General features: G+C 74.4%; 9 protein-coding genes. 7 read left to right on the forward strand and 2 right to left on the reverse strand.

From position 1 onward, the window contains the following. Positions 1-21 precede the first annotated feature (21 nt). Positions 22-540 carry an O-acetyl-ADP-ribose deacetylase gene (locus AB0H81_RS26555; RefSeq protein ID WP_358379866.1) on the reverse strand — a complete coding sequence of 173 codons (519 nt, stop codon included), beginning with the start codon at positions 538-540 and terminating at the stop codon, positions 22-24. A gap of 167 nt (positions 541-707) precedes the next feature. On the opposite strand from AB0H81_RS26555, the gene AB0H81_RS26560 reads away from it, so the two are divergent. The 7 genes from AB0H81_RS26560 (at position 708) to AB0H81_RS26590 (ending at position 11,094) form a co-directional block, all read left to right on the forward strand. After that, on the forward strand, positions 708-2,801 hold the full coding sequence (locus AB0H81_RS26560) for a translation factor GTPase family protein (protein ID WP_358379869.1): 2,094 nt from the start codon (positions 708-710) through the stop codon (positions 2,799-2,801). Positions 2,802-2,804: 3 nt separating this feature from the next. Next, complete coding sequence (locus AB0H81_RS26565) at positions 2,805-4,559, forward strand: ABC transporter ATP-binding protein (RefSeq protein WP_358379871.1); 1,755 nt, start codon at positions 2,805-2,807, stop codon at positions 4,557-4,559. A gap of 218 nt (positions 4,560-4,777) precedes the next feature. Next, on the forward strand, positions 4,778-6,577 hold the full coding sequence (locus tag AB0H81_RS26570) for an ABC transporter ATP-binding protein (RefSeq protein ID WP_358379874.1): 1,800 nt from the start codon (positions 4,778-4,780) through the stop codon (positions 6,575-6,577). 71 nt (positions 6,578-6,648) lie between these two features. Further along, positions 6,649-8,649: an amino acid transporter gene (locus AB0H81_RS26575; RefSeq protein ID WP_358379877.1), complete on the forward strand. Its 2,001-nt coding sequence runs from the start codon at positions 6,649-6,651 to the stop codon at positions 8,647-8,649. Positions 8,650-9,066: 417 nt separating this feature from the next. Continuing rightward, on the forward strand, positions 9,067-9,630 hold the full coding sequence (locus tag AB0H81_RS26580; protein WP_358379880.1) for a LuxR C-terminal-related transcriptional regulator: 564 nt from the start codon (positions 9,067-9,069) through the stop codon (positions 9,628-9,630). A 376-nt stretch (positions 9,631-10,006) separates the two neighbouring features. Next, on the forward strand, positions 10,007-10,600 hold the full coding sequence (locus AB0H81_RS26585; RefSeq protein WP_358379883.1) for an ATP/GTP-binding protein: 594 nt from the start codon (positions 10,007-10,009) through the stop codon (positions 10,598-10,600). A 23-nt stretch (positions 10,601-10,623) separates the two neighbouring features. After that, positions 10,624-11,094: an Lrp/AsnC family transcriptional regulator gene (locus tag AB0H81_RS26590; RefSeq protein ID WP_358379886.1), complete on the forward strand. Its 471-nt coding sequence runs from the start codon at positions 10,624-10,626 to the stop codon at positions 11,092-11,094. Between the two features lie 19 nt (positions 11,095-11,113). Here AB0H81_RS26590 and AB0H81_RS26595 read toward each other — a convergent pair. Beyond that, on the reverse strand, positions 11,114-12,235 hold a 1,122-nt coding region (locus tag AB0H81_RS26595), incomplete at its 5' end, for a serine hydrolase domain-containing protein (protein WP_358379889.1).

Below are 12,235 nucleotides of genomic sequence, written 5' to 3' on the forward strand. Positions count from 1 at the left end.
CCCGGCCCGTCCGCGGCCCGGTCACCCGCCCGCGTCCTCCAGGGCGCGGGCGAAGGCCGCGTGGACGTCGGCCGTGAACAGCACGAACCGCGCCTCCTCCACCCCCGTGCGGGCGCCCCCCACGGTGGTCACCGCGATGCGGGCCGCGTCGGCCACGGGCCAGCCGTAGATCCCCGCCGACACCGCGGGCAGCGCCACGGTGACGGCCCCCAGCTCGTCCGCGACCCGCAGCGCCTCCCGGTAGCAGGAGGCGAGCAGGTCCGAGCGGTCCTCCCGGCGGGAGTAGACGGGGCCGGCCGTGTGGATGACCCACCGGGCGGGCAGCTCGCCGGCCGTCGTGGCCACCGCCTGCCCGACCGGCAGCCCGTCCGCGTACCGGGTGGCGCGCAGCCGCCGGCACTCGGCGAGGATCGCCGGGCCGCCGCGCCGGTGGATGGCCCCGTCCACGCCACCGCCGCCGAGCAGCGACGGGTTCGCCGCGTTGACGACCGCGTCGACCTGCTGCTCGGTGATGTCCCCCTGGACGAGCGTGATGTGCATGACACCGAGTCTTCCGCACGGGCCGCCGGTTAATCGGTTGTGCGCGTGGCCGGCCGTCTGTTGTACTCCCGGCGACGACCGGCGAGCGAGCGAGGAGGCCGAGATGCGGCGTAGGTCCATGTCCATCCAGCAAGGAGGTTCCATCTACGTGAAGGACATGACGCTTCGTGCGAACGCTCAACCTGGGGATCCTGGCGCATGTAGACGCCGGTAAGACCAGCCTGACCGAGCGGCTGCTGCACGCCGCCGGTGTCATCGACGAGGTCGGCAGCGTCGATGACGGCAACACGCAGACCGACACGCTCGCGCTGGAACGCCGGCGCGGCATCACCATCAAGTCCGCCGTCGTGTCGTTCGCCGTCGGCGGCGTCACGGTCAACCTCATCGACACGCCCGGACACCCGGACTTCATCGCCGAGGTGGAGCGGGCGCTCGGCGTCCTCGACGGAGCCGTGCTCGTCGTCTCCGCCGTCGAAGGGGTGCAGGCGCAGACCCGCGTGCTCATGAGGACGCTGCGCACATTGCGCATCCCCGCGATCATCTTCGTCAACAAGATCGACCGTTCCGGCGCGGACCCCGGCGGGGTCCTACGGGCGGTCGCCGAGCGGCTCACCCCGGACGCCGTCCCGCTGGGCGCCGTACGCGGGGCCGGGACGCGGGACGCCTCCTTCGTCCCGTACGGGCCCCGCGACGCCGGTTTCCTGTCCGGCCTGGCCGAGACGCTGGCCGACCGGGACGACGCGCTCCTGGCCGCCTACGTCACCGGCGGGCCCGCCCTCTCCCACGACCGGCTGCGCCGCGCGCTCGCGGACCAGACGGCGCTGGCGCGGGCGTACCCGGTGCTGTTCGGCTCGGCGATCACCGGCGCCGGGATGGACGCGCTCATGGCCGGGATCGAGGAACTGCTGCCGGCGGCCGGGGGCGACCCGGACGCGACGGCGTCGGGCATCGTCTTCAAGGTCGAACGGGGACCGGCCGGGGACAAGGCCGCCTACGTGCGGATGCTGTCCGGGACGCTCAGGGTGCGCGACCGGGTCCGCTTCGGCCCTCCCTCCGCCGTGGCCGACCGGCCCGGCCATCCGGGCGGCCACGGCGGGTGCGGCGCGCCGGACGAGCGTGAGGGCAGGATCACCGCGATCCGCGTCTTCGACCAGGGCGGCGCCGGCCCGCGTCCGGCGCTCACGGCCGGGCGGATCGGGACGGTGCGGGGCCTTACGGAGGTCCGGATCGGCGACGAGATCCGCGAGGCGGGCTCCCCGGCGTCCGCAGCGTCCGCGGCGTCAGCGGCGTCCTCTGCGTCACCGGCGTCGTCGGGGCCGCCGGGGCGTGGGTGGTTCGCGCCGCCCAGCCTGGAGACCGTCGTGGTGCCCGGCCGTCCCGCCGAGCGGGGCGCCCTGCACGCGGCCCTCACCGAGCTGGCCGAGCAGGACCCGCTCATCGGCCTGCGCCAGGACGACGAGCGGCAGGAGATCTCCGTCTCCCTCTACGGCGAGGTGCAGAAGGAGGTCGTCCAGGCGACGCTGGCCGCCGACCACGGCCTCGACGTCACCTTCAGCGAGACCACCACCATCTGCGTCGAGCGGCCCGCCGCCACCGGCGAGGCCGCCGAGCTGCTCGGCCAGGACGGCAACCCGTTCACCGCCACGGTCGGGCTGCGCGTCGAGCCCGCCCCGCCCGGCTCGGGAGTCGCCTTCCGCGTGGAGGCCGAGCTGGGCACGCTCCCGCTGTACGTCTACAAGTCGGCCGGCGACCTGGCCGAGGCGCTCGGCGGCACCGTGCGCGAGACGCTGCGGCAGGGCCTGCGCGGCTGGGAGGTCGTCGACTGCGTGGTCACCCTGACACGCTCCGGCTACGTCTCGCCGATCTCCACGGCCCGCGACTTCCGGCTCCTGACGCCGCTGGTGCTGATGAGCGCGCTGCGGCGGGCCGGGACGGTCGTGTGCGAGCCGGTCCACCGCTTCCACCTGGAGGTGCCGGCCGACACCGTCACGCGGGCGGTGGCCGCCCTGGGCCGGCTGCGCGCCGTCCACGGGGGGACGGCGTGGCGGGGCGCGTGGTGTGAGCTGGAGGGTGACATCCCGGCCGCGGAGGTCCACCGGCTGGAACGGCAGGTGCCCGGGCTGACCCGGGGCGAAGGCGTCCTGGAGACGTCCTTCGACCGGTACCTGCCCGTCCGCGGGCCCGCGCCCGTCAGGCGGCGCGACGGGCGTGACCCGCTCGACCGCGAGCAGTACCTCCTGCACGTCGCGCGGAGGGTGTAGCCGATGACCTCCGAGACCCGGCAGGACCGGGAGGTCCGGCGACTCGTGCTGCGGCTCATGCGGCCCGGCCGGCGGGCGGGCCTGGCGCTCGGCGCGGCCGTCGCCGCCATGACCGTGCTCCCGCTCGCGGGCCCCCAGCTCACCCGCCGCTTCGTCGACGACGCCATCGCCGGCGCGGGCACCGGCCGGCTCACGTTCCTCGCGCTCGCCGCCCTGGCCGCGGCGGTCGCGGGGCAGGCGGCCCGGCTGGCCGCCGGCTGGCTGGCGAGCCGGCTCGCCTGGGACGGCACCGACCGCCTCCGTGAACGCCTGGCCGGGCACGCCCTCGGCCTCGACATGGACTTCCACGGCAGGCACACGCCCGGCGAGCTGATCGAGCGGGTGGACGGCGACGTGGTGGCCGTGTCGGGGTTCGTCGTGGCGTTCCTCATGGACGTCGTGGCCGGCGCGCTGCTGCTGGCGGGCGTGCTCGGCGTCGTGTTCGCGGCCGACCCCCGGCTCGGCGGCGCCCTGCTCGCGTACTGCGTGCTGATCGGCTTCGCCACGACCCGCGCCCAGCGGCTGGCCGTGCCCTCGGCCACCGCGGCGCGGGCGGCCGGCGCCCGGCTGTACGGCGAGATGGAGGAGCGGATCGCCGGAGCCGAGGACATCCGCGCCAACGGCGCCGGCGAGCACGTCGTCACCCGCTTCCTCGCCACCGCCGCCGCCTGGTACCGGGCCGAGCACCGCGCGGACCGCATCGGCAGCGGCGTGCTCGCGGGCACGTCGGTCGCCTTCGCCGCCGGCACGGCCCTCATGCTGGCCCTGGCCGCGTGGGCCCGTTCCACCGGGACGCTCACGATCGGCACCGCCGTCCTGGTGTTCCAGTGCACGGTGATGGTGCGGGCGCCGTTCGAGCGGCTCGTCGACCGGCTGCGCGACTACCAGGGCGCCCTCGCGGGCATCACCCGCATCGGCGGTCTGCTGGCCGAGCGGCGCACGCTGCCCGCCCCCGCGCGGCCCCGCCGGCTGCCGGAGACGGGGCCGCTCGCGCTGGAGCTGGACGGGGTGGCCTTCGCCTACGACGCGTCCGAGGAGGGCGGCGGGCGGGTGCTGTCGGACGTCACGCTGACGCTGGCGCCGGGCGAGACGCTCGGGCTGGTGGGCCGCACCGGCAGCGGCAAGACCACGATCACGCGGCTCGCGCTGCGCCTGTACGACCCGGTGGCGGGCGCCGTGCGGGTGGGCGGCCTCGACCTGCGGGAGGTGGACGAGGGCTCCCTGCGCGAGCGGGTGTACGCGGTCACGCAGGACGTGCGGCTGTTCGACGCGAGCGTCGGCGACAACCTCACTCTGTTCCGGCCCTCGCCCGGCGACGACGTCCTGCGGCGGGCGCTGGCCGACGCCGGGCTCGGCGACTGGCTGGCCCGGCTGCCGGACGGTCTCGACACCGGGCTGCGGGGCGTCTCGGCCGGGGAGGCGCAGCTGCTGGCGTTCGCCCGGGCGTTCCTGGCCGACCCGGGGCTGGTGGTGCTCGACGAGGCGTCCAGCCGGCTCGACCCCGCGACCGAACGCCGCGTCGAGCGCGGCATGGACCGGCTGCTCGCCGGCCGCACGGGCGTGATCGTCGCGCACCGGCTCTCGTCGCTGGCGCGGGTGGACAAGATCGCGGTCATGTCGCGCGGGCGGGTGGTCGAGTACGGCCCCCGCGCCGAGCTCGCGGCCGACCCGGGCAGCCGCTTCTCGCGGCTGCTGGACCTGGCGGGGGTGGCCCGATGAGCGGTTCGACCCCGATGAACGGCTCGACCCCGACGAGCGGACTGGACCGGACGGGCGGCGAGGACCGGACGAGGGGAGTCGACCGGGCAAGGAGAGCGGACCAGGCAAGGAGAGCGGACCGGACGAGGAGAGCGGACCGGACGAGGAGAGCGGACCGGACGAGGAGAGCGGACCGGACGAGGAGAGCGGACCGGACGACCGGAGCGGACGGGGAGGGCGTGCGGACGGTGGTGGCCGGGCTGGTGCGGTTCGACCTGCGCCGGTTCCTGGTGGGGGCGCTGCTGTGGATGCCGGTCAGCGTGCTGCCCGTCCTCACGGGCCTCGCCCTCCAGAAGATCTTCGACGGGATCAGCGGCCAGGCGCCGGCCGCCCTGGACCAGGTGCTGTGGCTGTGTGCCGCGCTCGTCGGCGTGGAGCTGGCCCGTGGCCTGACCATGGTGGTCGCCTGGACGTACGGCGACTACTGGTGGGACGCGGCGGCGACCCTCCTGCGCGCCAACGTGCTCCGCTCCGTCCTCACCGCCCCCGGCCCCGCGGCGGCCAGGCTGCCGCACGCGCCGGGCGACGCGTTGGCGCGGCTGCGTGACGACGTCAGCGACCTGGTGGAGCTGGTGGACGAGGCGGTGCCGCTGGCCGGGGCGATCCTGTTCGGCGGGACCGCCCTGGGCATCATGGTGGCGATCGACCCGGCCGTCACGGCGGCGCTGGTGGTGCCGATGGTGGTGATCGGCGTGACCGGCCGGCTGATGCGCCGGCGGGTCCGGTCGCTGCACCGGCGGGCCCGGGCGCTCGGCGCGGACGTCACCGCGTACGTCGGTGAGATGTTCGGCGGCGTGCTCGCGATCAAGGTCGCGGGCGCGGAGGAGGCGGCCATGGAGCGGCTGCGAGCGCGCAACCGCGCGCGGCGCGACGCGGCCGTCCGCGACCGGCTGGCGACCGACCTGCTGGACGGCGTCACCAACGCGACCATCGAGATCGGCGTCGGACTGGTCCTCGTGCTCGCCGCGCCGGCCATGCGGCGCGGCGGGTTCACCGTGGGCGACCTGGCGCTGTTCACCAGCTACGCCGGGTGGCTGGCGGCGCTGCCGCGCGTCGTCGGCGGGATCCTCGCCCGGCTGCCGCACGCCGCCGTCGCCACCGGCCGCCTGGCTCGGCTGATGGCGCCGCACGAGGACGCCCGCGACCTGGCGCGCGACAGCGGCGTGTGGTTCCACCGCGAGCCGCCCGCCGCCCCGCCGCGGCCCCGTCACGACGACCCGCTGGAGGTGCTGGAGGCGCGCGGCCTGACCGTCCGCCTCGGGCCGCACGGGGCCGGGCTGCGGCAGGTGGACCTGCTGGTGCGGCGCGGGTCGTTCACGGTGGTCACCGGCGCCGTGGGGGCCGGCAAGACGACGCTGGTACGGGCGCTGCTCGGGCTGGTCCCGGCGGACGAGGGAACGATCGCCTGGAACGGCCGGCCCGTCGCCGACCCCGGCACGTTCCTGGTGCCCGGCCGGGTGGCCTACGCCGGGCAGGTGCCCCGGCTGTTCTCCGCCCCGCTGCGGGAGAACCTGCTGCTCGGCGCGCCCGGCGACGGCCTGGAGCGGGCGCTGGGCCTGGCGGCGCTGGAGGACGACCTGGCCGCGATGCCCGAGGGGCTGGACACCGTCGTGGGGCCGCGCGGCGTCCGGCTGTCCGGCGGCCAGGCGCAGCGCGCGACGGCCGCCCGCGCCCTCGTACGCGCCCCGGACCTGCTGGTCGTCGACGACCTGTCGTCCGCGCTCGACGTCGAGACCGAGGAAGTGCTGTGGGACCGGCTGGCGACGGCCGCCCGCGACGGCGGCGGGCCCGCGACGCTGCTCGTGGTGTCGCACCGGCGGGCCGCCCTCGAACGCGCCGACGAGATCGTCGTCCTCGACCGCGGCCGGGTAGCCGGGCGCGGGACGCTGGCCGGGCTCCTGGCCGACTGCCCGGAGATGCGGCGGCTGTGGGCGGAGGAGCGCGTCACGGAGGCCGAGGAGCGGACCCCGGAGCTCTAGGACCCTTCCCGGCAGGACGTGAGTACGCCACGTCCTGCCGGGAAGGGGCGGGCGACATGTCAGGAGAAGGGGTGAGTGACGGCACCGCTGGGGCCCGTGGCACAGTTGTCCACCACAACAAGGCGTCCCAAAGCGGGACGGGTGTCGCGCAGGGGGAGAACGTGGTCAGTACGGCCGGCTCAGGGGTTCGCGGATGGCTGCTGAAAGGACTGCAACGCTCCGACCGCCGCACCACCGGACCCCACCACGAGGAGGCGCCCGAGCACCAGCACACCTGGTGGCAGGTCATGTGCCTCACCGGCGTGGACTACTTCTCCACGCTGGGCTACCAGCCCGGCATCGCGGCCCTCGCCGCCGGCGCGCTCAGCCCGATCGCCACGCTGCTGCTCGTGGCCCTCACCCTCTTCGGGGCGCTGCCGACCTACCGGGCCGTCGCCGAGCAGAGCCCGCACGGGCTGGGCTCCCTGTCCATGCTCGAACGGCTGCTGCCCGGCTGGCGCGGCAAGCTGCTCGTGCTGTTCCTGCTCGGCTTCGTCGCCACGGCGTTCATCGTGACGATCACGCTGTCGGCGGCCGACGCCACGGCGCACATCCTGCACAACCCGTTCGTGCCCGAGGCGCTGGCCGGCTGGCAGGTCCCCGTGACGCTGCTGCTGATCGCTGCGCTCGGCGGCGTGTTCCTCGCCGGGTTCAGCGAGGCCATCTCCATCGCCGTCGTGCTCGTGGCCGTCTACCTGCTGCTGAACGTCGTCGTCGTCGCCACCGCCGTCCAGCACGTGCTCGCCGCGCCCGCCAAGGTCGCCGACTGGCAGAACCTCCTGGCCGCCGACTACGCCAGCCCTGTCGCCATGGTCGCCGTGTCGCTGTACGTGATGCCCAAGCTCGCCCTCGGCCTGTCCGGCTTCGAGACCGGCGTGGCCGTGATGCCGCTGGTCAAGGGCGACCTGGAGCAGCGGGTCAAGGGTGCGCGCAAGCTGCTGACCACCGCGGCGCTCATCATGAGCGTGTTCCTCATCGCCTCCAGCTTCGCCACGACCGTGCTGATCCCGGCCAAGGAGTTCGCCGAGGGCGGCTCGGCCAACGGGCGGGCCCTGGCGTACCTGGCCCACGAGTACCTCGGCGACTGGTTCGGCACCGCCTACGACCTCAGCACGATCGCCATCCTGTGGTTCGCCGGCGCCTCGGCGCTGGCGGGGCTGCTCAACATCGTGCCGCGCTACCTGCCCCGGTACGGCATGGCCCCCGACTGGTCGCGCGCGGCCCGGCCCATGGTGCTGGTCTTCACCGTCATCTCGTTCCTCATCACGCTGTTCTTCGGCGCCGACGTCGAGTCCCAGGGCGGCGCCTACGCCACCGGTGTGCTCGCGCTCATCCTGTCGGCCGCCGTCGCCGTCACCCTGTCGGCCTGGGTCGGCCGCCGTGCCAAGGCCGCCGTGCCGTTCGGCGTCATCAGCCTGATCTTCGCGTACGCGCTGGTGGCGAACATCATCGAGCGGCCGGACGGCCTGGTGATCGCCCTGCTGTTCGTGCTCGCCATCGTGATCACCTCGCTCATATCGCGGGCCACCCGCTCCACCGAGCTGCGCGTCACGCAGATCTCGCTGGACGACCTCGCCCGCCAGTACGTCAACGAGTCCGGCGACCTGCGCCTCATCGCCAACGAGCCGCACGCCCGCGACTGCAAGGAGTACGTCGACAAGGCCCGCGAGGCGTGGGAGCTGCACCGGCTGCGGCCCTCCGAGGGCATCCTGTTCCTGGAGGTCACGGTGCCCGACGCCTCCGAGTTCGCCAGCGAGGTCAGGGTGAAGGGGGAGGAGCGGCACGGGTACCGCATCCTGCGCCTGGAGAGCCCGACCGTGGCCAACGCCATCGCCGCCCTGCTGCTCTACCTGCGTGACCAGACGGGCAAGATGCCGCACGTGTACTTCCACTGGGCCGCCGAGGGCAACCCGATCGGGGCGCTGCTGCGCTACCTGGTGTTCGGCGGCGGCGACATCCCGCCGCTGACCCGGGAGGTGCTGCGGCAGGCCGAGCCCGACGCCGGGCGGCGTCCCGTCGTCCACGTGGGCTGACCCTCGCTCCCTCCCTCCCGATATATCCGGATCTTCCGGGTGTATCAGGGGGGCCGCTCCGCGCTCCGTGAAGAGGAGGGCGACGGAGGGGAGAGGCGACGGGCGCCGGGAACTTGACGCCGGCCCGGGACACGGGGGTGCCGCGGGACGCGTCGTCGGCCCGGGACACGGGGTGTTTCGGGACGCGTCGTCGGCGGGGGCGGCGTCGTCGTCCGCCGGGAACGCGGTCTTCGTGGGGCGGGCGGCGGAGCTGCGCGCCGCCGTGGGCGGTCGCGCGCGTGTCGTCGCGGTGGAGGGCCCGGAGGGGATCGGCAAGACAGCCATGCTCCACCAGGCCCTGGCGGAGCGCCTCGACGCCGGTACCGGATCGCGGGCCGGACTCGAGGACCGGGCCGCGACCGGCGCGGGGGCGCGGGGGTGCGGGTGGTGGCCGTCAGCGGCGACCCCGGACGCCCGGGGCCGGTGCGGGCCCGGCTGGAGGGGCTGCTGGGCGCCCGGAACGTGCCCACGGGCGCCGAGATCAGGCTCGCCCGGGCGCTGGAGCTGGCCCGGGACGCCGCCGACCCCCTGGAGGAGGGACGCGCGCTGCTCGGGCTCGCCATGGTGCTGCGGCGTACCGGCAGGAGGAGGGCCGCCGCGGACCGGCTGCGGGCCGCGTACGAGGTCCTCGACCGGCTGGGCGCCCGGCCGCTCGCCGAGAGCTGCGTGCGCGAGCTGGACGCCTGCGGGACGGAGCCCCCGGGCACGGTGCGGCTGGGCCTGACGCCGCAGGAGCTCAGCGCGGCCAGGCTCGCGGCCGGCGGGCTGACCAATCGGCAGATCGCCCGCGAGCTGCTGATCAGCGTCAGGACCGTCGAGTACCACATCGGGAAGATCTACACCAAGCTCGGCATCGGCTCGCGGGTGGCGCTCGCCGCCCGGCTGGCCGCCTCCGGCGAGGAGACCCGCGGGGGAGACGGGGCCGGCGGGGAGACCCGCTGAAAGGCGGCGGGGCCACGCCCGAGGAGGGGACGGGCGCGGTCCCGCCGCGAGGAGCGAGCCACACGACCTCATGTGCCGTTCGTCACGGTCGAGGCGGGCTAACGGGTGGCCGGAAAGACGTGACACCCTTCCTGACCAACCCCCGAAGAGCGTCAGTAACCCCCACTCCGCCCCCGGGTATGACATATTGATCTCTGAGGCGCTTTGCGACTTGAGTGGAATTTGAGGCGTTGCTAGGGTGACCGGTGCCAGGCATGTAGATCGACCTCTTCTTGCGCCTTGACAGGCCTCCGCCGACCAAGGCTCCCAGGGCGGATTTGTGCGCGCGCGGCATGGCGAGGGCCTTGCCCGCGAAGGGATGTACAGGCGGTGCTCGATGGATTTCGGTCGTTCTGATCGGTGGCGGTTGCCCACCGCGATCAAGATCTTGATCGCGGGTGGTTTCGGCGCGGGCAAGACCACGATGGTGACGGCCGTGTCCGAGACCCGGCCGCTGCGCACCGAGGAGATCCTCACCCAGATCGGCCAGCACATCGACGACCTGGCCGGCATCGAGGACAAGCCGACCACCACCGTGGCCTTCGACTTCGGCCGCATCACCATCAGCGGCGACTACATGCTCTACCTGTTCGGCACGCCCGGCCAGGAGCGGTTCTGGTTCGTCTGGGACGACCTCAACGTGGGGGCGCTCGGCGCGGTGGTGCTCGCCGACACGCGCCGCCTGGCCGACTGCTTCCCCGCCATCGACTACTTCGAGCAGCGCGACACGCCGTTCGTCGTCGCGCTCAACCGCTTCGACGGGGCGCGGGAGTTCACGGTCGGCGAGGTGCGCTCGGCCCTCAACCTGGAGCCGGAGATCCCCATCGTGATGACGGACGCCCGCCGCCGCGACTCCGGCCGCGAGGTGCTCATCACGCTCGTCGAGCACGCCATGCGCCGGGGCGCCACCCCGGTCGGAACCATGTCGTGACCTCGACGGGCTATTTTTGACCGATGGAGGAGATCGACCGCCGGATCGTCACGCTGCTGGCCAAGGACGGCCGGATGAGCTTCACCGACCTGGCCAGGGAGACCGGGCTCTCGGTGTCCGCCGTTCACCAGCGGGTCCGCCGCCTGGAGAAGCGCGGCGTGGTGCGCGGCTACACCGCCGTCATCGACCTCGACGCGATCGGGCTGCCGCTCACGGCGTTCGTGTCCATCAAGCCGATCGACCCCGCCGCCCCGGACGACGCCCCCGACCGGCTCGCCCACCTGACCGCGATCGAGGCGTGCCACAGCGTGGCGGGCGACGAGAGCTACATCCTCAAGGTGCGGGTGGCCTCGCCCGTGGCGCTGGAGGACCTGCTCCAGCAGATCCGCGCCGCGGCCAACGTCTCCACCCGCACCACGGTGGTCCTCAGCACGCCGTACGAGCACCGGGCCCCCGAGATCGCCGCGGAGGCCGCCGACCACTCGACGGCCTGACGCGACGGCCCGAGAAGGGTCAGCGGCCGAGCGGCACCCGATCCACCGCGAACGGGACGAAGGACGCCCGCGCCGCCCGCGCCTCAGCCTGGGGCACCTGCCCGCACAGGGCGGCCATCATGTGGTCGCCGAGCGCGTAGTCGATCGGGCTCGGCTCGATCGTGCCGTCGTCGCCGATCCGCTGGTACTTCGTCCGGTTCAGGCCGAAGGAGAGCTCACGGCCGCCGTCCTCGCTGACCAGCGTCTGGGTCGTCATGCCGAAGACGCCGCCGTCGTGTCCCCAGAAGCGCCCGCACGGCAGCTCCACCGTGTACAGGCCGAGCCCGTAGTCCACGAGCCCGCCGCCCGCCGCCACCGGCACGGTCGTGCGCATCTCCGCCAGCCGCCGCGCGCCGAGCAGCTCGCCGCGCAGCAGCGCCCGGTAGAACCGGTTGAGGTCGTCCATGGTGGACACCAGCGCCCCCGCGGTGCCCGCCCACGACATGTCGTAGGTGCTGTAGTCACGCGGCGGGTCGATCAGCCCGTACAGCGACTCGTACGCCTTCGACGACGGCCCCGGCAGGCGCGGCGTGGTGGGGAAGAACGTGTCGCGCAGCCCGGCCCGGTGGATGACGTCACGCGTGATGACCCGCTCGGCGTCCTGGCCGGTCACCTTCTCCAGCAGCAGGCCGGCGATGATGTAGTTGGTGTTGGAGTAGGAGCCCGGCGCCGCTCCCGGCTCCCCGGTCGCCCGGGCGGCCAGGCCGAAGCCCACGAGCTCCTCCGGTGCGAACCTGCGGAAGCGGTTGTCGTCCAGGCTGGTGGGCGAGCCCTTCGGCAGCGAGGGGAACGCGCCCCCGATGTAGTCGCCGATGTGGCTGGTGTGGTTGAGCAGCATCCTGACGGTGATCCTGTCGCCGCGCTCGCCCGGGAGCAGCCCCGGCAGGTAGCGGCTCACCGGCGCGTCCAGCTCGACGGCGCCCCGTTCGGCCTGCTGCAGGATCGCCACCGAGGTGAACGTCTTGGTGATGCTGCCCACCCGGTGGCGCATGTCGGGCCGCGCCGGCCGGCGGGTGACCACGTCGGCGACGCCGGAGGCGCCGCGCCACACCTGGCGGCCGTCGCGCGCCTGCGCGTAGACGCCGTACATGCCGGCCTCGTG

Source organism: Nonomuraea sp. NPDC050691 (assembly GCF_040654455.1).
Taxonomy (GTDB): Bacteria; Actinomycetota; Actinomycetes; order Streptosporangiales; family Streptosporangiaceae; genus Nonomuraea.